This is a genomic window from Ruegeria sp. AO1 (assembly GCF_056535985.1).
The window spans coordinates 143,018-169,492 of sequence record NZ_JBQFJC010000002.1 but is presented as its reverse complement, the minus strand read 5'-3'; the positions used below and the strand labels follow the sequence as shown (position 1 = coordinate 169,492).

At 54.1% G+C, this 26,475-nt stretch carries 25 protein-coding genes and 2 pseudogenes; 17 read left to right on the top strand and 10 right to left on the bottom strand.

Annotated features, from left to right (window positions below; translation table 11 throughout):
• Positions 1-7 precede the first annotated feature (7 nt).
• Genes soxZ through ACR3FB_RS18935 form a run of 4 tightly spaced genes read left to right on the top strand, consistent with a single transcriptional unit; the run spans position 8 to position 2,744 of the window.
• Positions 8-337: a thiosulfate oxidation carrier complex protein SoxZ gene (soxZ, locus tag ACR3FB_RS18950; protein ID WP_480566364.1), complete on the top strand. Its 330-nt coding sequence runs from the start codon at positions 8-10 to the stop codon at positions 335-337.
• 2 nt (positions 338-339) lie between these two features.
• Complete coding sequence (locus tag ACR3FB_RS18945) at positions 340-693, top strand: c-type cytochrome (protein ID WP_480566362.1); 354 nt, start codon at positions 340-342, stop codon at positions 691-693.
• 23 nt (positions 694-716) lie between these two features.
• On the top strand, positions 717-1,976 hold the full coding sequence (locus ACR3FB_RS18940; protein ID WP_480566360.1) for an FCSD flavin-binding domain-containing protein: 1,260 nt from the start codon (positions 717-719) through the stop codon (positions 1,974-1,976).
• A gap of 60 nt (positions 1,977-2,036) precedes the next feature.
• On the top strand, positions 2,037-2,744 hold the full coding sequence (locus tag ACR3FB_RS18935) for an IS6 family transposase (protein WP_480566723.1): 708 nt from the start codon (positions 2,037-2,039) through the stop codon (positions 2,742-2,744).
• 54 nt (positions 2,745-2,798) lie between these two features.
• Here the strand turns inward: ACR3FB_RS18935 and ACR3FB_RS18930 are convergent, their stop codons facing one another.
• The 4 genes from ACR3FB_RS18930 to ACR3FB_RS18915 all read right to left on the bottom strand — a co-directional run bounded on the left by ACR3FB_RS18930 (position 2,799) and on the right by ACR3FB_RS18915 (position 7,502).
• The gene (locus tag ACR3FB_RS18930; protein ID WP_480566721.1) at positions 2,799-4,412 is read right to left on the bottom strand and encodes a mechanosensitive ion channel family protein; all 1,614 of its coding nucleotides are present in this window, start codon (positions 4,410-4,412) and stop codon (positions 2,799-2,801) included.
• On the bottom strand, positions 4,409-5,731 hold the full coding sequence (locus ACR3FB_RS18925; RefSeq protein WP_480566719.1) for a mechanosensitive ion channel family protein: 1,323 nt from the start codon (positions 5,729-5,731) through the stop codon (positions 4,409-4,411). The genes ACR3FB_RS18930 and ACR3FB_RS18925 overlap by 4 nt, the downstream gene beginning before the upstream one ends.
• A gap of 199 nt (positions 5,732-5,930) precedes the next feature.
• Complete coding sequence (locus ACR3FB_RS18920) at positions 5,931-6,296, bottom strand: cupin domain-containing protein (RefSeq protein WP_480566717.1); 366 nt, start codon at positions 6,294-6,296, stop codon at positions 5,931-5,933.
• Positions 6,297-6,374: 78 nt separating this feature from the next.
• Complete coding sequence (locus ACR3FB_RS18915; protein ID WP_480566715.1) at positions 6,375-7,502, bottom strand: AI-2E family transporter; 1,128 nt, start codon at positions 7,500-7,502, stop codon at positions 6,375-6,377.
• 304 nt (positions 7,503-7,806) lie between these two features.
• Between ACR3FB_RS18915 and ACR3FB_RS18910 the strand changes: the two genes are divergently transcribed.
• The gene (locus ACR3FB_RS18910; RefSeq protein ID WP_480566929.1) at positions 7,807-8,868 is read left to right on the top strand and encodes an HlyD family secretion protein; all 1,062 of its coding nucleotides are present in this window, start codon (positions 7,807-7,809) and stop codon (positions 8,866-8,868) included.
• A complete protein-coding gene (locus ACR3FB_RS18905; RefSeq protein ID WP_480566713.1) occupies positions 8,858-9,901 on the top strand; it encodes a hypothetical protein in 1,044 nt (347 codons plus the stop codon). The genes ACR3FB_RS18910 and ACR3FB_RS18905 overlap by 11 nt, the downstream gene beginning before the upstream one ends.
• A gap of 364 nt (positions 9,902-10,265) precedes the next feature.
• Here the strand turns inward: ACR3FB_RS18905 and ACR3FB_RS18900 are convergent, their stop codons facing one another.
• Together ACR3FB_RS18900 and ACR3FB_RS18895 are read right to left on the bottom strand one after the other, a co-directional pair.
• Complete coding sequence (locus tag ACR3FB_RS18900) at positions 10,266-11,900, bottom strand: GMC family oxidoreductase (RefSeq protein WP_480566711.1); 1,635 nt, start codon at positions 11,898-11,900, stop codon at positions 10,266-10,268.
• Positions 11,901-11,910: 10 nt separating this feature from the next.
• Positions 11,911-12,939: a LacI family DNA-binding transcriptional regulator gene (locus tag ACR3FB_RS18895; RefSeq protein WP_480566709.1), complete on the bottom strand. Its 1,029-nt coding sequence runs from the start codon at positions 12,937-12,939 to the stop codon at positions 11,911-11,913.
• Positions 12,940-13,177: 238 nt separating this feature from the next.
• Here ACR3FB_RS18895 and ACR3FB_RS18890 point away from each other — a divergent pair, with 238 nt between their 5' ends.
• The 11 genes and pseudogenes from ACR3FB_RS18890 (at position 13,178) to ACR3FB_RS18840 (ending at position 22,136) form a co-directional block, all read left to right on the top strand.
• A complete protein-coding gene (locus ACR3FB_RS18890) occupies positions 13,178-14,644 on the top strand; it encodes an aldehyde dehydrogenase family protein (RefSeq protein ID WP_480566707.1) in 1,467 nt (488 codons plus the stop codon).
• 54 nt (positions 14,645-14,698) lie between these two features.
• Complete coding sequence (locus ACR3FB_RS18885) at positions 14,699-15,673, top strand: ABC transporter substrate-binding protein (protein WP_480566705.1); 975 nt, start codon at positions 14,699-14,701, stop codon at positions 15,671-15,673.
• Between the two features lie 67 nt (positions 15,674-15,740).
• Positions 15,741-17,276 (top strand): sugar ABC transporter ATP-binding protein, encoded by a 1,536-nt coding sequence (locus ACR3FB_RS18880; RefSeq protein ID WP_480527460.1) that lies wholly within the window; start codon positions 15,741-15,743, stop codon positions 17,274-17,276.
• Positions 17,261-17,629, top strand: coding sequence for a hypothetical protein (locus tag ACR3FB_RS18875; RefSeq protein WP_480566703.1), 369 nt, complete (start codon positions 17,261-17,263; stop codon positions 17,627-17,629). The genes ACR3FB_RS18880 and ACR3FB_RS18875 overlap by 16 nt, the downstream gene beginning before the upstream one ends.
• On the top strand, positions 17,557-18,237 hold the full coding sequence (locus tag ACR3FB_RS18870; RefSeq protein WP_480566701.1) for an ABC transporter permease: 681 nt from the start codon (positions 17,557-17,559) through the stop codon (positions 18,235-18,237). The genes ACR3FB_RS18875 and ACR3FB_RS18870 overlap by 73 nt, the downstream gene beginning before the upstream one ends.
• A 3-nt stretch (positions 18,238-18,240) precedes the next feature.
• The gene (locus ACR3FB_RS18865; protein ID WP_480566699.1) at positions 18,241-18,591 is read left to right on the top strand and encodes a hypothetical protein; all 351 of its coding nucleotides are present in this window, start codon (positions 18,241-18,243) and stop codon (positions 18,589-18,591) included.
• Positions 18,516-19,237: pseudogene (locus ACR3FB_RS18860) on the top strand (ABC transporter permease). Before ACR3FB_RS18865 ends, ACR3FB_RS18860 begins: the two are co-directional and overlap by 76 nt.
• Positions 19,234-20,334, top strand: coding sequence for a mandelate racemase/muconate lactonizing enzyme family protein (locus ACR3FB_RS18855; RefSeq protein WP_480566697.1), 1,101 nt, complete (start codon positions 19,234-19,236; stop codon positions 20,332-20,334). The pseudogene ACR3FB_RS18860 and the gene ACR3FB_RS18855 overlap by 4 nt, the downstream one beginning before the upstream one ends.
• Entirely contained in the window at positions 20,331-20,774 is a 444-nt protein-coding gene (locus tag ACR3FB_RS18850) for an alcohol dehydrogenase catalytic domain-containing protein (protein WP_480566695.1), read from the top strand. Before ACR3FB_RS18855 ends, ACR3FB_RS18850 begins: the two co-directional genes overlap by 4 nt.
• Entirely contained in the window at positions 20,696-21,370 is a 675-nt protein-coding gene (locus ACR3FB_RS18845) for a zinc-dependent alcohol dehydrogenase (RefSeq protein WP_480566693.1), read from the top strand. Before ACR3FB_RS18850 ends, ACR3FB_RS18845 begins: the two co-directional genes overlap by 79 nt.
• Positions 21,367-22,136, top strand: a pseudogene (locus ACR3FB_RS18840) (SDR family oxidoreductase). The gene ACR3FB_RS18845 and the pseudogene ACR3FB_RS18840 overlap by 4 nt, the downstream one beginning before the upstream one ends.
• A gap of 469 nt (positions 22,137-22,605) precedes the next feature.
• On the opposite strand, the gene ACR3FB_RS18835 reads toward ACR3FB_RS18840, so the two are convergent.
• From ACR3FB_RS18835 to ACR3FB_RS18820, 4 genes are all read right to left on the bottom strand, one after another.
• Positions 22,606-23,172, bottom strand: a complete 567-nt coding sequence (locus ACR3FB_RS18835) for a hypothetical protein (RefSeq protein ID WP_480566691.1) — start codon at positions 23,170-23,172, stop codon at positions 22,606-22,608.
• Positions 23,173-23,535: 363 nt separating this feature from the next.
• Positions 23,536-23,727 carry a hypothetical protein gene (locus ACR3FB_RS18830; protein WP_480566689.1) on the bottom strand — a complete coding sequence of 64 codons (192 nt, stop codon included), beginning with the start codon at positions 23,725-23,727 and terminating at the stop codon, positions 23,536-23,538.
• Between the two features lie 474 nt (positions 23,728-24,201).
• Entirely contained in the window at positions 24,202-24,381 is a 180-nt protein-coding gene (locus ACR3FB_RS18825) for a hypothetical protein (RefSeq protein WP_480566687.1), read from the bottom strand.
• 1,048 nt (positions 24,382-25,429) lie between these two features.
• On the bottom strand, positions 25,430-26,470 hold the full coding sequence (locus ACR3FB_RS18820; RefSeq protein WP_480566685.1) for a LacI family DNA-binding transcriptional regulator: 1,041 nt from the start codon (positions 26,468-26,470) through the stop codon (positions 25,430-25,432).
• Positions 26,471-26,475 lie beyond the last annotated feature (5 nt).

Genomic DNA, 26,475 nt, shown 5'->3' with positions numbered 1-26,475 from the left:
CTTTGATATGGCCTCAGGCGTCAAAACCCGTGTTAAGCTACCGCAACAGGCTCGCCGTGGCGAGGTGGTTACGATCAAGACGTTGATCACCCACCGTATGGAATCCGGGCAACGTCTCGATTCAAATGGCGGTCGGATCCCCAGGTCCATCATTCATCGTTTCCTATGTGAATTCGAAGGAGAGGTGGTCATCGACCTCGACGTCGGCCCGGGTATTTCGACAAACCCATTTTTCGAGTTTCAGGCAATTGTTTCGGGGCCAGGTGTTTTTACCTTCAGTTGGTTTGACGATGACGGCGCGATCTACACTGACAGGCGCGAAATCGAGGTTGTTTGAAGATGCCGACGAAAGTGGCGGTTTTGGTAGGACTTGGAATTTGCAAACGTTGGACGTCTCTGACCGTGTGTGCCTGTTTCGGTTTCGCGCAGGCAACTTTGGCACAGGCGGGCACAGATGAACGAGATGTCGAACTAGGCGCTTACCTGTCTTCAGAATGCGTGGCCTGCCATCAGACAAATACTCAGGCGGACGGTATTCCACAGATCGTCGGACTTGATCCCGATGCCTTTGTAGAAGCGATGATGGCTTACAAGACCAAACATCGTGAGCATCCAATTATGCAGATGATAGCTGGACGTCTGAACGAGAAAGAAATCGCGGCGCTGGCGGCCTACTTTGCAACGCTGAAATAACTGGGCTTTAGGGAGGGATCCAGATGAGTTGGAACAGACGCAAGTTTCTGGGTGCCGCCACAGGTGCCTTGTCAGCCCCGGCAGTTCTGGCAGAAGGCAGCGGGAAACCCCGCGTCGTTGTCGTTGGCGGCGGCGCAGGCGGGGCCACGGCTGCAAGATACATCGCTAAGGATAGCGACGGTTCAATAGATGTGACCCTTGTCGAGCCGTCGCAGGTTTACTTCAGTTGTTTTTTCTCCAATCTTTACATCGGCGGTCTGAAATCGATCGATGATATCGGGCATACGTATGGTGCGCTTGCAGCAAGGTACGGGATCAATGTTATCCATGACTGGGCGGTTGCAGTTGACCGAACAGGCAAGTCCGTAACGTTAGCGGGCGGTCAGGTCCTACGCTACGACAAGCTGATCCTTGCACCTGGTATCGATTTCGTCGAAGGCTCTGTTCCGGGCTGGTCTTTGTCGACGCAAACGAGAATGCCCCATGCGTACGAGGCTGGATCTCAGTCTCAGATTCTGCGCGCACAAATTCAAAGCATGCCTAAAGGCGGTGTGTTTGCTATGGTCGCCCCTCCAAACCCCTATCGCTGTCCACCCGGTCCTTATGAGCGTGTCTCGATGGTGGCGCATGTTCTAAAAACCACTAACCCAACCGCAAAAATAATTATTGCCGACCCGAAGCCCAAATTCTCCAAGATGGCGCTTTTTGAGGACGGATGGGCCACACATTATCCGGGCATGATTGACTGGATTGGAGAAGATTTCGGAGGTGGAGACGTCTCTGTGGACCCGGAAAAAATGACGCTAACAATTGATGGAGAAGTAATGGCTGTCGATGTCTGCAATGTCATCCCGTCGATGAAATCAGGGCGTATTGCAGAGCTAGCGGGTGTCACGGATGGCCGATGGGCCCCGGTGAACTCGGCCGATATGTCCTCAAAAACCGACCCGGATGTCTATGTGTTGGGCGACGCCAGTGAGCAGGGCGACATGCCAAAATCCGGTTTCTCGGCCAATTCGCAAGCCAAAGTCTGCGCCAATGCCGTCCGAGGAGCGCTGACTGGTTCGCGGGTATTCCCCCCAAGATACGCAAATACATGCTGGTCACTGATCGCCGTGAATGACGGCGTCAAAGTTGGAGCAACCTATGAAGCGACTGAAGAAAAAATAGCACGCATTGACGGCTTTATCAGTCAGGTTGGTGAAAACGCTACTTTACGAAAGACAACATACGAAGAATCCGAAAGCTGGTATGCTGCCATGTCTGCGGACATGTTCGACTAGAAAGGTCTTGTCAGAAGAACTTTGCTTGAGCGGGGCAGGGTGCTCTCGTAGCCTTCGCGCATGATTAAACAATCGCCATTCAAGTACTTCAAAACCAGCCCCGAGATCATCCGCCTTGCAGTGATGTTGTACATCCGTTTCCCGCTTTCGCTTCGGAATGTCGAAGATCTGATTCACGAGCGAGGCATCGATGTGAGCCACGAAACTGTCCGATATTGGTGGAACAGGTTTGGCCCTATGTTTGCTGCTGAGATCCGAAGAAAGCGTGTCCAGCACCTGCGCGCGTTCTCCAAATGGAAGTGGCACGTGGATGAGGTTTTCGTGAAGGTGAATGGCAAGCGGCATTATCTTTGGCGGGCTGTTGATCACGAAGGTGAGGTGCTGGAAGCCGTTGTCACCAAACGCCGAAACAAAGCTGCAGCACTGAAATTCCTTAAGAAATTGATGAAGCGACACGGTTGCGCCGAAGAGATCGTCACAGATCGCTTCGCTTCCTACAAGGCTGCGCTCAGAGAAATGGGCGCGCTTGAAAAACAAAGGACGGGCAGGTGGCTCAACAACCGCGTCGAGAATTCGCACCTGCCGTTTCGACGACGCGAACGCGCGATGCAACGATTCAGGCGCATGCGAAGTTTGCAGAAATTCGCCTCCGTCCATTCCTCGGTCCACAACCACTTCAACCAGGAAAGATCGCTCACCAGCCGGGACACCTTCAAGCTGACACGCGCCGCCGCTCTTAGCGAGTGGCGTCAGCTTTGTTCCGGATAGGTTCGCGGTTTCAGCGGCAAACTGAGACTGGTTCGAATTCGTCTGACAGCACCGTTAGTCGGATATGTGAGCAAGCTCACCATCCCAATCAGCTGAAGGTATTTTGGGTTCCGGTGGATCAGCGATGTAAGACGGAGTCATTATTTGAGTTTCGTTTTCATTAAAAACATCGACAATGTTCTCGCGAAGATCCGACAAGATTTTTGGCAAACTCGATCCACGAGAAGTGTACGCGTTGATTTCATAGTTGATCGCGTAATCTGCCAACTGGGTCCAAAGCACAAATGGCTCCGGGCTCTTTCTCAACCCTTGCGTTCGGTGTGCCGCCTCAATCAGCATCGCTTTGATTTTCTTGGGCGGCTCCTCGTAGCCAATCCCCACCGTCGTGTGCACCAATAGCCCCCGACCATCCACTTTTCGTGAGTAGTTCACAACTTCGGAATTAAGCAGCTGGGCATTTGGAATACTTATCATCTCGTTTTTGATCGATTTGATGAGTGTTTCCATCAGTTTGATCTCTGTTACGTCGCCGATCTTGTCACCGACCTGAATTCGATCACCCACATTGGTGCTGCGTCTGTAGATGACAAACAGACCGGCCATCATATTTGAAACAACAGTGTTAGACCCCAGCGACACCATGATGCCGGCAAGAATAGTCAAACCTTGGAAGGCGCGAGAGTCGGAACCAGGAATGTAAGGGTACGCAAACACCAACGCGATAACGATGAACAAAGCCCTGCACAGCATTTTTGTTGGTGCAATCCAATGATCCTCGAAGTCCTTTAGCTCAAAGGCTCCGCTCTCAATGTTTTCGAAGAAAAGATCGAGGCCTCGAATTCCCAGCCGAGTCACAGCGGCTATAATCGCAAGCATGATCAGATTTGGAACGTAACCGACAATGGCCAGAACCACAGTGACCAGTGGTTCACTGACATATTTCAATAGGATTTGGGCTATGCCCTGAGTTTGTGCGAAAGAAAGCAGAACAAGGGAAAGATAGTAATAGAAGAAAAAAAGGAAGAAGATCCACATCAAAACGTGGATTGCATAAACGATGATGGCGGCGATAGCCTTGCTTCTCAAAATCGATTTTGTGGCTTCCTCAAACCCTTCTGCTCGCTTTTCCAAGTTGCTTCTAATGTAGTCCAACAACTTTCGCCGTTTGGTGAAGAACGCATATGAAACCAGTGCAAAGATTACCGTCCAGGCAACGGCAGCAATCGCACTGTCTACCAGCCCTTCATTTGATCGCGCTTTGCGATATTGCAGGATCGCGGTTTCAACCGCCTCGGCCTGTAGTGCGGCCAAACTCTCCACGTCCATCTGTTCATATTCGGCATCCGCTTGGGTCGTCGTTGTAATCATCCGACCGTCGGCTCTTATGAGTTTACCGAACTCAGAGTCCATTATTTCGACATTTACGCTCGAACTCTGAGAAGCATCGCCAACCTCAGAAAGGCGCTCAGCAACCTTGTCGGCCCGCTCAGTTGCTGGAAGGGCACTTGAACCACGAACGACGAACAGTTCCTCTCCATCCACAATCACTGGGGCAATGAACTCGGGGCTTTCTTCGTTTTCAGGTAGAGCGAGAATTTCCTCTGACTGGGCGAGCGCAACGCTGCTCGCAAACAAGAGAGTCGTAAACCAAATGGCGAAAGCTTTCATGAACTTGCTCCCCCTACGGGTATCAGATGAACATCGCGCTGTGGGAAAGGTATAGATATTCCCTCTTCGTCAAACCGTTCTTTCGCTTGACCTGTAAGATCCCAGTAGACCGTCCAATAGTCGTCTGAATTGGACCAGGGGCGACAGAAAATATTGACAGAATTGTCTCCCAGCTCGCCGACGAAAACCTCGGGTTTGGGTGTCTTCAAACAAAGATTGTGTTGAGCAACCAGTTCCTTGAGAACGTCGATTGCTTGCGCCGCGTTGTCTGAATAGGCGATGCCAAAGACCAAATCGACCCGGCGTTCTTCTGAGGCGCTGACGTTGGTAATCACGTCGCCCCAGATCTTACTGTTCGGGACGATAATGATTTGGTTGTCAAATGTACGGATCTTCGTGGAAACCACAGACATCTCATCCACAAAGCCGGATGATCCTCCGACTTGAATGTAGTCACCGGTATCAAATGGCTTCAAAACCATGATCATCAGGCCACTTGCGAGATTGCCCAGAGTTTCCTGAAGCGCGAAGCCCAGGATGAACGACAAGCCACCGAGTACAGCAAAAAGCGGCGTAACGTTCACCCCGAACAAGGCCAAGACAACGAGTATCCCAAGAACAAACACAGCCCAGAAAACTGCTGTGGCGATGAATCTCTTCAGCATCCTAGAAACAGTCGGAATTTTTTCTAAACCGCGTTCCGTGACTCGGCGCACCATTCGGGCGACAAACATCATGGCCCACACGGCCAGCAAAACACCCAAAATAGCCATTAAAAGGCCCACGCCCCCTTCCCAGGAGAACAACCAGGCCCAAGCATTTTGAAATAGTGTCTGAAAGTCAGTTGTTTTGAGCGCCCCTGCCTTTAATGCAAGGATGTAGTCGGAATGGGGTTGCAGGTCTTCTGTCTTGGCCCCTTTCAGTGTCCACGCCTCAAGCACCAACCGATAGTTGTTCAAAAGCGCCGATCCTGAGTCACTTAGGGACGCCAATTGTGACCGGAGGTCGTTTTCTTGCTCCCCACTTGCTGTCCGAAGACCGAGATTTATCTGGGCGACCTCTTCCAGTTGCGAGCGCACAATACCTTGCCAAGTGCCTGCGACCTCGGAAAGCTCATCTGCTGTCAACGGAACAAGCAGGATCTCCAAATCTTCGCCCGAAATGGATGTATCAACGACCTCATCAAGAAGTTCGTCTTGCTCTACTTCGACAGCTTCCTGCGCATCCGTCGTTTCTTGGGCGTTGGCAGAAAAAGCGCCTGTGAGGGTCACCATGCAAAGAAATAGCCAAATTGGCCCGATATTGAATAGTCGTCTCATTTATCCGTCCCCCTCTTTAATCGCTAAGGAGAACATACAGGGATGCCATGAATCCACTTTTATATTCAAAATCGAATATTCTGTTGTGACAAACACCGTCTGAAAAAACAGCTTCACATCCACTTGGTTCGGAAGGATGGTTGTTCAAAAAAGCGGACTACCAATTCATTGCAAATCGTCGATTGCCTGCGCCGGGCGGTCAATCTGTTTGAACGATCAAAAGTTTTACGGGTTCCTCACTCTTCACCGAATACGCGTGCCCACTCCCTGACGTGTTGTCCAACCACAGAACATCTCCGGGCCCCAGCTCCAGCTTTTCATCACCTGACGCCTCTACTTCAAGCTGCCCGGATAGGCATACACAAAGCTGAGTTCGCGTAGCCGGGGCAAATCCAGTCGATGTTCCCGGAGGTAGCTCTGCAAAGAAATACCGTTCGCAATTCTCTGCATCAGATACCAAAGCCGAAACTTCCGACATCATATTACCGCTGCCGCGCAGCGTTTTTTTTGTTTGTCCGAAGACTGCTCCACCGTTTTCATCTTCACGCAAAGTATAGATCTGCATCTAAGGATCCTTTCAGACAGTCCAGCCACATTGATTGATGTCAGGCATCTATCTCGGGCCGTCGTCAAATCGGTTTTGCTATCTCGTTTGAACGTCTTGGGACGCATTCTCAGCCGAGCCTGCATCGACCCATCCCATAAACAGCTGGTAACCGGCGGCCAGAAAAGAGGCACCAATGAACATTCCCAGAAAACCCCCTGACATCATTCCGCCAAGAGCCCCAATCAGTATCACTGGCATAGGGACATCCAGACCCCGCCCGAGAATGATTGGTTTCAAAATGTTGTCCACCATGCTTCCTACAATCATTAAAACCGTGAAAATTACATTGAACACCGTCGAATTATCGCCGCCGGTGGACCAAAGCAGAGCAACACCAACCAGGGCGATCAACGTAATGGGGATTTGCATGATCCCAAACAATAGAGCGAGAACAGCCAGGATCCCGGCGCCCGGAATTCCTGAAAGGAAGAAAATGATCCCAAGCAGGAATGCGGTCACAAACGCAATCCCAATAATACCAACGGCCACAGAGCGAACGGTTTTTGTCGTTAGATCTTGAAGCCCCAGACCTCTTTCTGGCCCAGCAAACCGGGAGAAAATCCGGCTCATCGCTCGACTACCTTCTTCAGACCAGGCCAGCATGATTCCGGCGACAATGAGGGCACCAAGAAGTTTGAAGACACCGCCAGCAGTCCCCGCCGCGACGCCTGCGATCCAGCCGCCAAAAGATTTTAGTTGAGGAGCCATTTTCTCAAGGAAAGCGGGCAGATCTGTTGCGGCCGCCGCCCAAGTTTCGTGAAGGTTCTCACCAATTAACGGAAGTTCGGCGACGTCCTGAGAAGGTGCAGGCACTTTGATTGTACCTTCGGACAAACCTTCAGCCAGCACAATGAGCTGTGTTGCAAATGCACTGCCCATTAAGACTGTGGGAACTCCAATCAGAAGAAGACCAACCAGAACCAACATAGTGGCAGGTCGTCCTGAAGAGCCACCCATCTTTGCCTTCAACGCAAGGTAAACCGGTTGAAGGGCTATGGCTAAAACCAAAGCCCAGAGCATAATTGGCAGAAAAGGCGCGAATGCCCAGGTGCACGCCAAAACGATGAAGGCAATTACCGAAAACTGTATCAGAGATGACGTCAGCGCTTCTGAAATTGCCTTGCTCAGTTGATCTGTTTCCCGCTTCAAAGTTGGATCCCCCATTTTCTTCTTCGTGCAGGTCGCGAATTCGGTCGAGACCCAAAGCAAAGCAACTCATTCTTTCGTCTTTCATTCAATGTTATCTATATATTAGATTGAGTCGAGTATGCACTCCGGCCCGCGTCACTAATTTGTAGGATGAACCGCTAGTATCGAGCGGAATTCCTATGTGAACCTCAGGCTCAAAAATAGGGGGAGCTATTTTGGTCAGTATTCAGCCAAATCTTGCGTTGCACTGCCGAATGCGTTCTCGAAGGATGCTTCTCAAATCCATTCAGCGAGCGCAGGAGTTTGAATTTTGATTTCCATGAAGACTCTATTCAGAACCGCTACAGCAATCGCTGTTTTAATTCTGGTTTGGTATCTGGCAGCCGACAGGCACACTCCATTCACTTCGAACGCACGCGTCAAGGCCATCGTTACCCCGGTGGTCCCCAAGGTTTCGGGGACTGTGATTGAAGTGCCGATTGCCAATGCTTCGTTCGTTGAGGCAGGGGAACTATTGGCTCGAATTGATCCCCGCCCCTTCGAAATCAGCTTAGCTCGGGCTGAAGCAGAACTGGAAAGTGCAACTCAGGAAGTTGGTGCGAGCTCAGCTGATGTGGAGCGGGCTCAAGCGCAGTTGGTCCGAACCCAGACCGAGCTGGAAAACACCCAGCTCCAGTCTTCCAGAGTTTTGGAACTGGAAAAGAAAGGGCTTATTGCGACCGCCAGGGCAGACGACGCACGAACCGCCCTTTCAGATGCCGAGGCCGCGGTCGATGTTGCCAGAGCGGAACTGGAACGCGCGCGACAAAACCTTGGCTCTGACGGAGAAGAAAACCCGCGAATAAAAGCCGCATTGGCCAATCTGGCAGCAGCTCAACTCGATCTTGCTTACACCGAACTTCGTTCTCCGACAGAAGGCGGCGTGGCAGATTTGACGATTTCAGAGGGAGCGTCCGCTCAGGCAGGACAACCATTGATGACATTTGTGGATGCCCGCAATGTCTGGGTCGAAGCCTACCTAAAAGAGAACAATCTGGGGAATCTTTCAATCGGAGGCACGGCAAAAGTAGTTCTTGATACCCATCCGGGACGTGTTCTTGTTGGACGAGTCGAGAGCATTACTGGAGCAGCTTCTTTGGGAAATCCAACTCAAGATGGACTGCCTCGCCCCCCATCCGACTCGGGTTGGTTGAGGGCGGCGCAACGTTATCCTGTGCGCATAGTCCTGCCTGGGTATGAGACCGGTGATCAGGACGACGATGTAATGTTTCTTTTGAACGGACAGGCTGATGTGATTGTTTTTACGTCAGAAAACTTGCTGTTGAATACGATAGGAAGCGCGTATATCCGCGTTGTTTCATGGTTGAGCTATGCCTACTGATGCTGACAAATACTCTTTGGCGCAAATAGTTCCTCCTGAGAATATTCATCATGGACTTAGGTTGGCACTCGCCCCTTGGATCGTCTTTTCCCTCGGAATAGTCACTAACTTGCAACTCGCTTTTATTGGATCGGTTTTCGCGGCACTGTTTACGCTCGGCCTAAAGCCGGTGCCAGTGTCCTATGGGATTGCGCTGCTGACGAAATCGGCTGCAATCCTTTTGCTCGCGTGGGGTTTATCTATCTGGTTTCTTCCCTATCCTGTTGTTCTCTTAATTTTTGTTTGCCTCGGTGTTTTATTAGCATACAGATTGCAAATAAAAACTGGCGACTTGTTGCTTTCGGTTTTCGCAGTCATCGCAGCACTTCTTGTTCCGTTCCTTGCGAGAGTGGATCCGGAACTCGCTGGGACCATCGCCTATTGGCTAATAGCAAATGTGGCAGTGGCCATGATCGTTTCGTGGCTGGTATTCTTGATCTTGCCTGAACCCGATGCATCTGAGCAAGGCACAAAAAAAGCGGCTGATGAAACAAACGTCACTGATACAGAACTACAAATGCTGCGTCTTGCTGCGGTTGTAATTCCATTTGTTTTTTGTGCTTTCGTTTTTGATTTTATTACACCCTTTGTGCTGGTCTTCGTCGCTATTCAGTCATCCCAGTTTGTAGCTGACACAAGTGCGCAAAGTCGCGCCAGTCGGGATATGCTCACAGCAAACATGATTGGCGGTATTGCCGCAGTGCTCGTTTATGAATTGTTGGTTGTGGTTCCATTTCTGCCTTTCGTTTTGGTAACACTGTTTGCTGCAATGGTCTGGTTTTCTCGCCAGTTCATTGCCGGCGATACCCGCATAGTTTCGGCGATCACCGCTTTTTTGATTTTGATCGGAGGAACACTGATGCCGTTTTCTGACGAAGCTCAAACCAAAATGATCTTCCGCTTTTGGCAACTCGGCGTGGCATTCGCTTACCTCAGTTTAGCTTTTGCAATCGTGGACCGGTTTGCCCCTGAACGCGTGAGCAAAACCACTTAAGATTCAGCAATCCACGGCAGCAATGACCGCCAATTCGGGATTAGCGAAGTTTAGATGCGAATGTCTGCTTTGGGCTGATTGCGGTCCTTTAGAGCAAGAATGCGGATGGCTGCAAAGTCCCGCAAGGCGGACTTTAGCTTTTTTCAACGTTCGGTCTGCTATCTGTCACTTAGCGGACATGCCCAGCAACAGTGCCATCGTCGCCATCAACCAGAACCGGGTTTGTGAACCCGAACTTTCGGATCAACGCTGCGATCTGGTCGATCTGATTCTTAGAATGCGTCCGGGTGCTGCTTTTTTCATTGAGCCAGAGACTTGAACACAAGCTTAGCTTCAAGCTTTTGCCTTTAAATTCAAATGGGCTCTAAGACAATTTCTCGCGGGCTGATCCGATGCCAAGGATCAGGTCGGCGCATCGCTCGCCCAGCATCATGGCAGGTGCGTTTGTGTTGCCTGCGTTTATATCGGGCACGGCGGACATGTCGCACACCCGCAAGCTCTCGATCCCGCGTACGCGCATCCTGGCGTCCAGAACGGCCCTTTCGTCGCCGTCCCGGCCCATTTTGGCTGTGCCGGCCGGGTGATAGTTGGTTTTTACGAACCTCTTGCAATGTGCTCGTAGCGTCTCGTCGTCGTCCGCTATCGGAATGACGATTTCGCGGATTCTTTGTGCAAGCGGGCCCGACGTGAATGCCTGGCGAAAGAACCGCTGCCCCCGGATCATCTCCTGCATGTCGTCTTCATGCTTCAGAAGGTTGGGCGAGACCACTGGCATGGCGAAAGGATCGGCCGAGCGAAGTCGAACCTCTCCGCGTGATTTCGGTTTGACTACGACGGTCGTAACGGTCAGGCCAAAGTCATCCTGCACCTCATCCAGCGCGTCGCGATCCAGATAGACAATGGGAACGCAAAAGGCCTGAATGGTCGCTTCTCCATTGGGGTTCGACGGATTGACAAAGGCGCCGGCTTCGACCCCGGCCGAAGTCACAGGGCCGCTGCCGAACAGTTTGAACTGGATGCCGTTGCGAAGCATCCGCCAGCCCTCACCTTGTTTGAAATATCCGTATGGACCGTTGGCAAAGGCGGTGATTGGAACTTCGGGGTGGTCGATCAAGTTCTGGCCGACCCCAGGCATTGAGCAGACCACGGGAATATCGTGTTCGGCAAGGTGTGCATCCGGTCCGATACCCGACAGCATTAGGATTTTCGGCGTGACCAGAGCGCCTGCCGCAAGGACAACCTCACCATCACACCGCACGATGTGGGATCCGCGTTTGTCGCGATACTGCACCCCGACTGCCCTGTCGTTTTCGATGATGACTTTGCTGACCGTTGCGCCAAGCCGGATGGTCAAGTTTGCGTTTGTCTCAAGTGGGGCTAGGAAAGCATAGGCTGACGAGCTACGTTTTCCGGCACGATTGGTGAATTGATAGAACCCGACACCGCGCTGCGTTTCGCCGTTGAAGTCCGTATTGAATGGTTCACCAAGGGCCTGCACCGACTGAACGAACCAACGCGACATGTCATCTATATGCCCCGGATCCGAGACCTGCACCGGACCGTCGCTGCCATGCAGGTCATTGTTAAACCTGTTATTGTCTTCCATCCTGCGGAAATAGGGCAGCACATCATCCCATCCCCAACCCACTCCGTCGTTGGTCTGTCTTAGCTGGTCGTCCCACGTGTCATAATCGGAAGGGCGGCCACGCATATAGACCTGCGCATTCACGGACGACCCGCCGCCCAGTACGTTGGCCTGCGGAATTTCATGCACGCGGCCATCCAGGTGGTCCTGCGGTTCGGTCTGGTGGTAGGTCATGAACTTGGACCCGTTAATCATCTTGAAGATACCCGGTGGCATGTCCAGCAACGGATGGCGATGCGAATGCCCGGCCTCGAGCACCAGAACCCTGCACTTGCCTTGGTTGACCAGCCGCGCTGCAGCAGCGGCACCGGCAGAGCCGCCGCCGATGACGATGTGATCGAAGGTTTCCGTCATGATTTCGCCTTCAGGTCTGGCGTTTGGGTGCGCTGATCGAGTCGCGCTCGACCAGTTCGCATTCAAGCTTTACGAGTGGGTGCCGCTGACCATCCGTCGGCCCGTGGAATAGCTGTTCTACAACCCAGCGTCCCATCGCGCGGGTGGGCAGGATCATCGAGGTCAGGGGTGGCGACAGGTGCCGCGCGGTTTCGTCATCGTCAAACCCGATGACCGAGATATCCTCCGGGATGGACAGGCCAAGTTCCTTTAGTGCTTCATAACAGCCGATTGCCATGCGGTCATTCTGACAGAAAATTGCGGTTGGCGGAGAGGGCAGATCCATCAATTCACGCGTGGCAGCATATCCGGCGCTAGGCAGCCAATTGCCTTCTATGACCAAGTCCTCGTCAAATGGAATGTCGGCGGAAGCCAAAGCGTTTCTATACCCTGTCGTTCGTCCTGCGGCGCATTCCATGAACGGCTCGCCGGTGATGGTGGCGATTCGTTTGTGCCCGGCCTTGATCAGGGCGTTGGTCGCCGTATGTCCAGCAGCGACTTCGCCGGGAATCACCGCAGGCAAGGAGAGGTCGTCGCAAAAGCAGTTCAGCAGTAGAACCGGGTTTGCGGTCTGCCTTAGGAGTTCCGGAACGACCACCCGCCGGGTGAAAACGGTCGCGTAAATAATGCCTGCAACCTGTTGGTCGAGGAAAAACTTAAGCGTTCTTGGTTCGACTTCGGGGTCGTTTTGGGTTTCTGCCAGCAGTACAAGATTTCCGGTGTCCCGAACGGCCTGTTTCACGCCGTTGAACGCGTTTACCATTTCGGGGCTCGACGCCAGATCGTCCACGACAAAAGCGATGGTGCCGTCTAGTGCCGAGGGTCGACGCGCGCTGTCCTGGGGTTTCCTAAGTTGAGAGGGCATGGCGTATCCAAGCGTGTTGGCGGCATCTAGGACTCGTTGTTTTGTGTCCTCGGAGATTTTGACGGAATCATTGTTGTTTAGAACCAGCGACACCGTCGTTTGCGAGCATCCGGCGACGCGGGCAATGTCGTGCATCGTTACTCGCTGCCGGCCCGCGACTCGTCCCACTCCCCTGTGCTGCCCGGCTTTTTTCGCTTGATCGTTCATCTTTCAACCTTTTTGTGCGCGTTCTTTTTATCGGTTAAGCGGACAGCGCGCAACTAATATTAGCAACATAAAGATAATATTAGTGTTGACGAACTAATACTATTAGTGTTTTGATCAGCGGTGCGGTCGCCATTGTGGTCTGGCCGGGAACGTGCGGGAGGCGAAATTGCGGTCTGTAGTGGGGGAGTTCGGTCAAGTCGTACGTCACTCGATGTTTATCGATGGCCGCTTTACCGACTTTGATGCGGCCGAGGTTTGCGTCGAAAACCCTGCTAACGAAGAGATCGTAGCGCGAGTTCTAGATGGCGCCGCCGCTCATGCGGATGCGGCCGTCGAGGCGGCCCATCGGGCTTTTGGCTCTTGGTCCTCCCGCCCAGCAATCGAGCGAGCGCGGCTGGTCCTGAAGCTCGCCGAGGCCATCAGGGTGGACGCCGGTCGTTTGGCTGCCCTGATCACAGCCGAGCAAGGCAAGCCGATCTCGCAAGCCCGCGGTGAAGTGGATGCCGCCGTTACCTTTCTTTGCCATGCGGCTGAAGAGGCCCGGCGGATTTCAGGTGACATAGTGGCATCGGACAACAAGTCTGAGGAAATCCAGATCCGGCGTCATCCTTATGGCGTTGTTGTAGCGTTGACGGCCTGGAACTATCCGTTGGCATTGGCCGCCAGGAAAATCGGGCCTGCGCTGGTCGCAGGCAACACCATTGTTCTGTTGGGGCACGAAATCACGCCGCTTTCCGGTCTTGCTATCGCCGAGCTCGCTGACAGTGTTGGGTTTCCGCCCGGTGTGCTGAATGTTCTGACAGGCAAGGGGCCGGTGGTAGGGCAGCGGTTGGTCGAACACCCCGATACGTCACTAATAACGATGACCGGCAGCACACGCGCCGGGAAAGAGATTTTTCGCGCCGCGGCCGACCGGATCAAGGTTGTCCGGCTCGAGCTTGGCGGTAAGGCGCCATTCATCGTGATGGAGGATGCGGATATTGACGCCGCCGTTTCGGCTGCCATTGCAGCCCGGTTTGCCAATTGCGGCCAGATTTGCACCTGTAACGAGCGTATGTATCTGCATCGCGGGATTGCGGATCAGTTTCTTGAAAAATTCGTGTCTGCGGCTCGTGCTTTGTCGATCGGGAATCCGATGGAAGACTGCGATCTGGGGCCCAAAGTCAGCAAAGCCGAAGTGACCAAGGTCGCCGAGGTTATCCAGCGCAGCATCGCCGAAGGCGCCGCGGTTCATCTTGCAGGCGGGACCCTGACGGATGGCGCTCACCACAAGGGGCACTGGATGTCCCCGACAGTTCTTGAGGTCTCAGACAACGGCAATGCCGCGATGCAAGAGGAGGTTTTTGGCCCTGTGGCGACAGCAATGCGAGTCGAAGATTTTGATCAAGCGATAGACTTTGCGAATGACACATCATTCGGACTGTCTGCATATCTCTTTACGGCGTCACACCGGCGATTGATGGAGGCCCCGAACCGTTTGAAGTTCGGCGAACTGTACCTGAACCGTTCCAACGGCGAGGCGGTGCAAGGATTTCACACCGGTTGGGGATTGTCCGGGGTTGGGGGCGAAGACGGCGCTTATGGTTTCGACGGCTATCTGAGGAAACAGACGACTTACATGAATTGGGCATGACCTAAAACTCGCGGTCAAAACGGAGGCGACCGCACCAATGGAGGAGGAATAACCATGAAACGCAGAACTCTTTTGATCTCGACGGTTGTCGCAGGTGCGCTGTTGGGCACCTCGGCGATGGCGCAGGATCTGCCGCCGCTTGAGCAGAAAGATCGCTACAAGGTCGGCTTTGCGCAGATGGAGTCAAACAACCCGTGGCGCATTGCCGAGACTAAATCCTTCCATGACACGGCCGAGGCCTGCGGCTGGGATCTTATCGCGACGGATGCGGCCGGATCTGCGGCCAAGCAGGTTGCGGATGTGGACAGCATGATCGCTCAAGGCATCGACGTTCTGTTCCTGCCCCCGCGGGAAGAAAAGCCGCTGATCCCGGCCGTTATGAAGGCCCGTGCCGCCGGCATTCCGACCTTTCTGGTGGACCGCTCGGTCGATCCAGCCGTCGCCAAGCCGGGCGAACATTTCGTGGCATTCCTAGGGTCGGACTTCATTGATCAGGGCAACCGGGCCGCGCAATGGCTGATCGAGAATTTTGACGGCGACAAGGGTGTCATCGTCCAATTGGAAGGCACAACTGGTTCATCACCTGCAAATGACCGCAAAAAGGGTTTCGACGACGCGATTGCAGCGGATGACCGCTTTGAGATCGTGGCTTCTCAGACTGGTGACTTTGCGCGCGACTTGGGTCGTCAGGTGATGGAGACCCTGTTGCAGGCGCATCCCGACGTGAACGTTGTCTACGCCCACAATGACGAAATGGCGATCGGCGCGATCCAGGCTCTGGAACTGGCCGGCCGCAAGCCTGGTGAGGACGTGACTATAGTTTCGATCGACGGGACACGCGATGCGCTTCAGGCTATCATCGATGGCAAGATGGGCGTCACAGTAGAAAGCTCGCCCTTCTTCGGTCCTCTGGCTTGTGAAGTCATGAAGAAATACGCAGCAGGCGAGACGATCCCGGAATGGGTGAAAGTCGAAGATCGGATCTTTACCAAGGATAATGCGGCCGATCACATCGACGAAGCCTATTGATTCTCCCTGGTGGGTGGTGCTGGCCTGCGGTCGGCGCCGCCTGCAAGCAATCGGAGGAAGACATCTCATGAATGCGCTCGTCTCGATGTCGGGAATTGAAAAGTCCTTTGCCGGTGTACCGGCACTGAGCCAGGCCAGTCTGGAGATCGCACCTGGCGAGGTTCATGCGCTGATTGGCCAGAACGGTGCCGGCAAATCGACGATGATCAAAGTTCTGACCGGAGTTTACGATCGGGATGCCGGGGACGTCCATTTGGCGCGTGGGCCTAGCCGCATTTCCACCCCGCGGGAAGCGCAGGAATCTGGAATTGCCACGATCTATCAAGAGCTCAACCTGGTGCCGCTGCGGTCAGTGACCGAGAACATCATCATGGGTTACGAGCCCAAGCGCCTCGGCTTTCTGGTTGACTGGCGCGAGGGCAACAGGCGCGCACGCGAGGTTCTTGGGCGTTTTGGCATAGATATCGACGTGACCGAGCCACTGGGAAACTTCTCGACAGCGATCCAGCAGCTGGTTGCGATCGCGCGGGCCGTTTCGCTGGACGCAAAGCTGGTCATCATGGACGAACCCACATCGTCGCTGGATGCCAGTGAGGTAGAGGTTTTGTTCGGTGTGGTGCGCGAGTTGAAAAAACAGGGCGTGTCCGTTCTCTATGTCTCGCATTTCCTCGATGAGCTGTTCCAGATCTGCGATCGGGTCACAACGATGCGAGACGGCCGCACCGTCAGCACGCGCAACGTCCAGGACACGACCAAACTGGAAATGATCGCGGACATGCTTGGCCGCAACAAGGACGAGATCGCGGCAGACGGGCTCACCGACTTTGCAGGTGCCAAGGCCAAGAAAGGAGATATCGTTTTGCGGGCTGACTCTGTTTCGACAGGCCCGCGACTGACGCATTTCGACCTCACGCTCCACCGCGGAGAGATCGTTGGGCTGGGCGGGTTGCTGGGCTCTGGTCGGACCGAGGCGGCGCGCGCCTTGTTCGGAGTGGACGGTGCCCGCAGCGGCGCGATCGAGTTGCACGGCGCGGTCGGGCAACCGTCGGGACCGGGTGACGCGATCGCAACCGGGGTTGGTTTTCTAACCGAAGATCGCAAGGCCGAAGGGATCATTCCTGACATGTCCGTGCGCGAGAATATGACGCTAGCCCTGCTGCCGAAACTTGCCAGTCGTGGTCAAATCGACTTTGACCGCGAGCGCGAGATCGTTCATGCCTTCATCGACGATCTGGGCATCAAGGCGGCGCATATGGACCAACCCATTCGTGAGTTGTCCGGCGGCAACCAGCAAAAGGTGCTTCTTGCCCGTTGGCTGGCGACACAGCCCGACATCCTGATACTCGACGAGCCGACCCGAGGCGTGGATGTCGGCGCCAAACGAGAGATCCAATCGTTCATTCGGTCTTATGTCGAGAAGGGGTTTGGCGTTGTCCTCATCAGTTCGGAATTCGAAGAATTGGTGGAAGGCGCCGACCGCATCGTGGTCATGCACGAGGGGCGCTCGGTCAAGGAACTGACCAACCCCGGGATTACCGAGAACATACTGGTGGGCGCGCTTGCGCATCATGAAGAAGGAATTGGTTCATGGACCGCGCAATGAAGTTGCCGCAACGGGTCGCGTCGATGCCCTTCCGCTTTCATGGCGGTATCGCCGCGTTGGTCGCCCTGCTGGTGTTCAACGCGTTTTTCACTCCCAATTTCCTGCAACTGCAGACCCTGTTTGTGAATATCAGCCAGGTTGCCACGATCGCCATCGTGGCCATGGGCATGACGCTGGTAATCGCCACGGGTGGCATCGATCTGTCGGTTGGTGCGGTCATGGCACTGGCGGGGGCGCTGGCCCCGCTGATCTTCTGTCGGATCTGGGTGCCGCTAATCCGATGCTGGGCGTCACTTTGGCCATTGTCCTGCCGCTGTTCGTCGCGGGGTTATGCGGAGTGTTCAACGGCGTAATGGTTGCCATATTGAACGTGCAGCCCATTGTGGCAACGCTCATTCTCTTCATCTCTGGTCGCGGTATTGCCCAGGTTTTGACGAATGGGAACCTGCAGACATTTTCAAACCCGTCATTCAGTTATCTTGGAACCGGCAAGGTGCTTGGCTTGCCGTTCCAGGGTTGGCTGGCGCTGGCCATTGCCTGTGTTCTGTACTGGGTGATCACTAGAACCACATGGGGCCGCTACCTGCTGGCGATTGGTGGCAATGAACGCGCTGCCTATCTGTCGGGTGGTCCCGTACGAAGGGTCAAGATCGGGGCCTATGTCGTCTGCGCGGTGCTTGCGGGGCTGGCCGGTCTGATTGTGGTTGCGATCAACTCGGCCTCGGACGCCGCGCGCAACGGCAATCTGATGGAGCTTGATGCCATCGCAGCCGCGGTTGTTGGCGGAGCTCTTTTGCAAGGCGGGCGGGCGCCGATCTTTGGTGCCATACTGGGTGCTGTCATCATCCAATTGGTCAAATATACACTATTGGCTAACGGGGTAGAAGACGAAGTCGCACTAATCGCCAAAGCCGCCATCATTATCCTGGCCGTTTGGGTCCAACAGTTCCGGAGGGCTTGATTGATGTTGGATGAAACGGCTTTTGACCTGCGAAAGTACCTTCGGCGCAATTCGGCTTCGGTGACGGTGTGGCTCGCACTGCTGGCTTTGATCCTGTTCGGGTTGATGCGCTATGAAAACTTTGGCAGCGCCTACAATTTCTCGTCTTTCTTGAACTACAACGCGATGTTCATCGCGATTGCACTGGGCATGTGTTTCGTGATCATGACCGGCGGGATTGATCTGTCGGTAGGATCCGTTGCGGCCTTTACGTCGGTTGTTGCGGCCTATCTCAGCCCATACGGGATTCAGGTTGCGTTGCCGGGGCCGTTCTTGCCGGGGTTGGTTTCGGGGCGATCAACGCCTTTTGCATAATCATCCTTCGAATCCCGCCCTTCATCGCCACACTGGCGACCATGTTGGCCGCCAAAGGCGGGGCATTGGTGATTTCGGACGCCCAAACAATTTCGGTCGATTGGGGGTCGAACTTCACCAAGCTTGGCATGGGGCAGGCGTTCGGCCTGTTTCCATGGGCAATCGTCATCGTGGCCGGACTGACGCTGGTACTTTGGCTGGTGTTGGAAAGAACAACCATCGGGCGAACGGTGTTGGCGATTGGTGGCAGCGAGGATGCCTCAAACCTCATGGGTCTGAAGGTCAATCGCGCTAAGGCTTTCGTTTACCTGCTGTCGGGCGGCTGTGCGGGGCTCGCCGGGTCTTTCTGGCCTCGGGTTTTGGAGCCGGACAACCCCTTGAGGGCATCGGATGGGAATTATCGGCCATCGCGTCCGTCGTGGTGGGCGGCACTTTGTTGACGGGTGGGATGGGTTCGATCCCTGCGACGGTGGCCGGTGCGCTGTTGCTGGGGCTGGTCTTCAACGTTCTAAACTTTGAAAACGGTCAGGGCACCATCAGTTTCAGTGCCTATTGGCAGATGGTAATTCGTGGAGGCTTTCTATTTGCGGTCATCCTTTTACAGTCTCGGGTTATTGCCAGGCAGCAGAAGGTCTTGGGTCAATGAATCGCATAGAAAGTGTATCAGCGCGGCTGTTCAACGTTCCGCTCGCCGAAGTCCTAGTCGATGCCAAACATGGGGATCACACGTTTTTTCAACTGATCACAGTTACTATTCAAACCTCGGATGGGGTCGAGGGGGTCGGATATACTTATACGGGGGGCAAGGGTGGTCATGCCATCCTGGCGATGATCCAGCATGATCTGGCACCGTTCCTTGTAGGACAAGACGCTGAACAGATCGAAAGCCTATACGATGCCATGCAGTGGCATGTGCACTACGTCGCGCGGGGCGGGATCGCCTCGTTTGCCATCTCGGCCGTGGATATTGCATTGTGGGACATTCGGGGCAGAACACAAAATGCGCCATTGTGGCAGATGGCCGGCGGAGCGTCCAAACGGTGCAAGGCCTACGCCGGTGGGATCGACCTGAATTTCTCGTTAGAGAAACTGCTGCGCCAGACCGAAGGGTACCTTGCGCGAGGGTTCAACGCAGTCAAGATCAAGGTCGGTCAACCAGACCTGGCCGACGATCTTTCACGTGCCCGGGCAGTGCGCGAGATGCTGGGCCCGGACCGTTTCTTCATGGTCGATGCGAATTACTCTATGAGCGTCGAAGAGGCCATCGTGGCTGCCAGAGGGTTTGCCGACTGCGATATTTTGTGGTTCGAGGAACCGATTGTTCCAGACGACTACAAAGGTTATGGCCGAATAGTCGAAGCGACGGGCGTTCCCCTCGCTATGGGTGAGAACCTGCACACCATACACGAATTCGAATACGCCTTTGATGACGCGAAGCTGAGTTTCATCCAGCCCGATGCCTCAAACTGCGGTGGGGTAACCGGCTGGCTGCGCGTGGCCGCGCTAAGCGCACAACACGGCATTCCGGTTTGCAGTCATGGGATGCAGGAACTGCACGTCAGCCTTGTTTCTGCGCAACCCAACGCGGGGTGGCTGGAAGTACACTCATTTCCGATAGACCAGTACACGACCCGTCCGCTGGTTGTGGAAGACTGTCTGGCCGTAGCCCCGGATACTCCGGGAACCGGAGTGGAATTCGACTGGGACAAACTGAATGCGGAACACAGGGAGATGCATACATGACGACCCAGACGATCTCTGCGGCGTACTACAGGGGCAACAAAAGCTTTGCCGTGGAACAGGCCCGGGCGACTGCTCCGAGCCCAAGCGAGGTTGCAGTTCGCGTTGCCTATTGTGGAATTTGCGGGACGGACATGCACGTCTACCACGGCAACATGGATGCCCGTGTCGGCCTGAACCGGGTGATTGGGCACGAGATGTCAGGTGTCGTAGAAGCGGTGGGCGAGGGCGTCGATACGGTAAAACCCGGCCAAAAGGTCGTCGTCCGACCGCTTGATCACTGCGGCGAATGCCCGGCCTGTAAACGGGGCATCAGCATATCTGCCAGAACCTCAGGTTTCTCGGCCTCGACACCGATGGCGCCATGCAAGAGATCTGGACCGTTCCGGCCCACACGTTGCACGTTCTTCCGGATGACTTGCGCATGGATCACGCGGCGCTGATCGAGCCGGTCGCCGTTGCTTGCCACGATGTGCGGCTATCTAGCCTGCAATCTGGAGAGGACGTTGTCGTCATCGGTGGCGGCCCGATCGGCATCCTGGTTGCCATGGTTGCGCGGGACGCAGGCGGAAACGTCGTGATTTCCGAAGTGAATCCGAACCGCTTGGCCATTGCCGAAAAGCTTGGTTTTGACACGATCAACCCAATCGAAACCGATCTGGTGGCCACGATCAACGCGCGCACGGGCGACAAAGGGGCGGATGTGGTTTTCGAGGTATCGGGAACGCAGCCCGGTGTTGATGCGATGACCGCCGTTGCCGCGACGCGGGCCCGGATCGTGATGGTCGCGATCCATGCTCAAAAGCCCCAGATCGACCTGTTCCAGTTCTTCTGGCGAGAGCTGCAACTGATAGGTGCTAGGGTCTATGAGCCAGAGGATTACGAGAAAGCCATCGCAGTTGTCGCCTCGGGCGGAGTGGACGCGGATGTTGTGATTACTGGCGTCAGCCCTCTGGCAGACATTCAGGCCGCGTTTGAAGCACTGGATCGCAGTCCAACCGCAATGAAAAGCCTGATCGAAGTAGGACCGCGTTCATGAGTGTTTTGCAAAGTTTCGACCTGACGGGAAAGACGGCCCTTGTTACTGGGTGCAAACGCGGCATCGGGCGCGGCATGGCCGAGGCATTGGCATCGGCCGGAGCCGATATCATCGGAGTGTCCGCCTCGCTCGAGCTGTCCGGCTCGGAGGTCGAAAAAGCCGTCACGGCGATGGGGCGCAGTTTCGGGCTTACCAATGCGACTTCTCGGACCGCTCCGCGCTGCATGGGTTCATTGATCAGTTGAGGGCCGACGGACAAACCCCTGATATCCTTGTCAACAATGCCGGCACGATCAAACGCAAGCCAGCCGCCGAACACCCGGACGACTGGTGGGACGAAGTGATTGAGGTCAACCTGTCCTCGCAATTCGTTCTGTCTCGCGAGATCGGCAAGGACATGCTGGCGCGCGGCTCTGGGAAGATCATCTTCACTGCATCGCTGCTGACATTTCAGGGCGGTATTACCGTGCCGGGATATGCAGCTTCGAAAGGTGGGATTGGACAACTGACCAAGGCTTTGGCCAACGAATGGGCCGGGCAGGGCGTGAATGTGAATGCGATCGCGCCTGGCTACATCGCGACCGACAACACCCAAGCCCTGCGGGATGATCCGGTCCGATCTAAGTCGATCCTTGAACGAACACCCCAGGGCCGTTGGGGTACGCCTGATGACTTTGCCGGACCGGTGGTCTTTCTGGCCTCTGCCGCGTCGGACTTCGTCAACGGTGAAATCCTTGTCGTCGACGGGGGCTGGATGGGGCGGTAGCACTGTCAAAATGCACGGCATTTAATCTGACTGAGCATGCTACCAAGGGGCCTACTTGGCTTAGACTTGGAGGAAGAATTTCCTTCGTTGTTCTGACAGAGGGCCTGTTCGAACAAGTTTGGCCTGACCATCGAAACAATAAATACGCGCAAAACGCTAAGATGTTGAACTCAATGGGAGGCGAGTCTCAACAATTCCATCCCATTATTTACGCATTCCGACAGATGGTTATGAAAAACAACTCAAAACGCAGAGGCAAAATTATGTTAAATAAAAAGAGTATATTCCCCATGTAGGTCGCCCAATGTTTCGGCGTAAGTTTCTATCTCAGGCGGCCTCCTAAAACCGGGGTCGAATGACCCCAGCTCCAAAGAATCGAGGCGTAGGAAGAACTAGCCGAGTACATTCTCGCCGGCGGTTTCAGTAGCGCCACTGATACTGCATTACGGCGGTGCTTTGAGGTCAGGGTTCACCAACTCCAATTTACTTTCATTTCGACGAGGATACGTCGCCCATCGCCGAAATCCTTCGAACGTGCGTCACATGGATCTTCGGACCTGCTATCATAGTAACAACTGCCGGGAACAAACCCCGGGACACGGGCGCGCTCAAGTGTCATCAAAGTGTCTTCGTGAGGTCTGCTGAGGCCCTGGCGGAAACTTGCGCCAGTCTCCAGGTTATGTCGCAGCCAATATCCGATTTCGGCTTTTTTGCCTGATTTCACATAAGCGTCTACGAGGGGTGCTGGCAGACTGGTGCAATCGGCAAGAATTTTGGTGAACGAAGCTGTCCAATCATCGTTCTCTTCGGACGATTCAGGATGCGAACCCCAGCCCAGATGCTTTGACGTATCGAGACGTTCCGACGCGATCCATTCGAGTTCGATCGATTCATCGCCCAAATCGTCATAGGGAGCGATCTCATCATAGATTAGATCATACAGTGCGTTTGTAATTTCATCGAGCGTTGCGCCCGATTGAATGTTCAGTTGTGCCTCATCGAACAAAACGAACTTTGACGTGCTTGGGTTACCCATCGATTTCCTCCGTGTATACAAGTGGTTAGGGTGATTGCAAAGACATGCGCTTTGCTGCAGGAAGAAAGTTGGTGTGTTTGGATTTTCCGGAAATCGATTTCGGAAAAAATTCAACTTTTTTGAACGTGGTCTTATTGGCGGCCACATCGCGCAGATGGCGCAACTGTAAGATTGCAAGAAAAAGGAAAACTAACTGACAAATCACAGGACCTCACAAAGCAGGGTCAGGTGAATGATCAGTTTGCGCGTCTCTATACGCTCATCCGAACATCTGGCAGAACTTAAGATCCGGATCGCAGGAACATCAGACCAATGGTTGGTTCGCACTCAATCGATTGACACAAAAAGCGTCAACGCGCAGCACTAGGCTTGGAATCTTCCATTTTCATCCGCTTGGGCGAGTTCGCTTTCTGAAAAGGCCTCACCAATCTTGAGTATCGTCTCCAACGCGGAATCCAATAGATTGGTCATCTCAGTCTGTTTATCTGGTAACTCGTGATTGGGCGACATGGCATGCGACTGTTGCAGATCGGATAACCATTCAATTTTTTTCATGTCTTTTCCAAAAGTTGCCCCTTGTGCTTTCGCCTATGAGAGATCAATCCTTCCCCTGACTCCATTGAGACCAGAGTATCTTATGATGTTTCCTTAGCAGATCAGCTGACCACGCTTTTCTGTTCAGGTTGTTCAAGACTCTAGATCCGTGGGCCCGATCGCCCGAGGAGGCGATCAAGCTAACGTCGATCGAACTCCGGCGCGTCAGAAATCAGTGTATCTTCCTTGGCGATATCCAGCAGCCACTCGCTAGCGACATCGACGTCTTACCAGGAACTAAGTATCGTAGAGCAGCGTAGACTATGGATCTCTTCGGACTTAGATCCCCTGTCAGATGAGCCCCATATACTAGGCGTGCAAACCAGCCAGGCCTTTACAAAAACCTACAGCCGCTCAAGCTAAGCCAGACCGACTTCAATCGGCCAAGACCGGAGAGGCTCGAGCTCGAAGGTGCAAAAACAATGAAGAGGTTCATTAGCCAGACACCAGTTCATTCAGCAAATGATACGGTGCTGATTCTCGGAACTCGGATACGAGATCAGGATCTTTAATCCGACCCCGTCCAGCGGTCTCGAGCAGATGACGTATATAGACGAACCCGGCGATTGTCGCGCCGACACCTGCGATGTTCAGCGCGATTTCTAATACCGTCATCTAACCCCCTACTATAAGAATGCACGTGTGCATAATTCCCTGGTTGCACTATGTCCGTATGGCTTCGCCATGACGTTTAAAGTATCATAGCTGCATGGCACGGTAACACGAAATCTGGGCGGGCGAGCTCATAGCGAAGATGGCATATCCGAGTTCAGAAGCTGTTGTGTTCTACGCCGATCTTCGGCATCGCGGCATCGAAGTTGAGATGGACGGCAACGGAAAGTTCAAACGCGGGTTAGATAAATGAACGATCGAGCGAAATGGGTCTCAGAAGCGCGGGCCGGTGTAGAGGCTAAGCGCCGACGTCTGGAAAAAGATGGGCCCTCACTAGAGCGGTATCGACGTCCGATTGCCGAGGTTTCTGCCACAGATCAGAAAAACGGATATTCGAAGTTCGAAAGAGTTTCTCAGTGTTTGTGCTGCGATCAGTGGAACCACCGTCTTCACCATCGGCAACGACACCGCAGCGATATTCAATCGCAGCCTCAAGCAACACATCAATTAGGTTTTGGATGCTTCGAATGTATTTTTCTTATGTCACTCACAGCAAAGTTCTCCATTTCGTCTGTGCCTCGGATCGTTAGAACACCGCTGCAAGTGGAATTGTTCTGAGTATTCAAACTACCGATCATGTACTTCGCGAATACTCTGGTGTTGAACCCTGCCCCGACCTGACCCGGCGCGTTGAGGAAGTTGCGGCGGTCGGCGGATATAGTTGAAAAAGGGTGCTTATCACCCCATGCGGGTGATGCCCCCCCTTTTTCGACAGGGTGCGGAATTCTCGGAAATTCCGGCGATTGGCGAAGCGCTAAAACGTTGTCGCGACAGAGGTCCCGGGCAATCACATAAGATACATGTCCGCGGCTTAGCAGCCGTTGGCGCAGCGCGCAGCGAAAGTGTTGGAATGAGCCCATTTCAACAATTGCTGCTATCTGTACGAATGTCTGGCAATCTCGGAGCAGCGGACCTTAGAAGTAATTCGCTTGGCACAACCAACGATCGCTCCAAGTGGCAAGCTGTATTCGCCAAGATGTCCAGGACCGTTTCAGGTGTTTGCCATTCCTGGGGGCGTTGCGGTGGAATCCCGAACCAATACACTGAGTTCGTGCTTTGTCGCCGTTGGACCCGTGCTTTTTCCAGTAACGGCGTCCGCTATTTCCTTTGCGGCCAAAGCTCCAATTCGTTTGGCCGGGATGCGGATGGTGGAGAGTGACGGTTCGAATTCTCCCGATCCTTTGAAATCGCCAATCCCCATTATTGAAAGTTCTCCAGGCACAGCAATGCCCAAGTGTTTCGCGGCATAAAGCACGCCTTGAGCAATAATGTCGTTACCGCACAAAATGGCACTGGGGCGCGGAGACCTACCCAACAATGATAGGCTAGCGCGTTTTGAGTCCGCAATGCTGTAGGGGGCTTGCAGTTGCCATTTTTCAGGCACCTCGATCTTTTTCCGCCGCAGCTCTGAAAGAGCACCGTGCAAACGATCGTGAGCTCGGTCGTTTCCAGCAAGGTCAGGAAAGACAAGGCCGATGTCGCGGTGGCCGAGATCCAGCAGGTGACACGCGGCTAAGCGGCCAGCCTCTGAATTCTGAACCCCTACGCAAGACAATCGTGCGTCGTCGGCATAGTTCCAGATTGCAACAGTTGGCACCCCCTGCTGTTCGATCAGTTGATGGGAGGCCTCTGAGTGTTCCAACCCGATAAGCGCCAGCCCATCGACACGGTGTTCCATCAGTTTGCGCAGCATTTTGTATTCGCGATCCAAATCGAAACCGTGAGATGCAATAAGCATCGTGAAACCGTACTGATCGAGCCCATCAGAGAAGGACTGGATCAATTCGGCAAAGATCGCGTTGTCAATTGTTGGCACGACCAGTCCGATTGTGCCACTGCGACGCCCATGCATCACCTGCGCCGCGCGATTGCGAATATAGCCCAGTTTCTGCACCGCTCGATCGATCTTCTTGCGAGTCGCCGGTTTGAGAAGATCAGGGTGATTGAAGCTTCGCGAGACCGTCGAGATGGACACCCCTGCCGCTTTCGCAACAGCGACGATATCAGGTTTATCTTTTTGTTTTCGAGCCATTATTC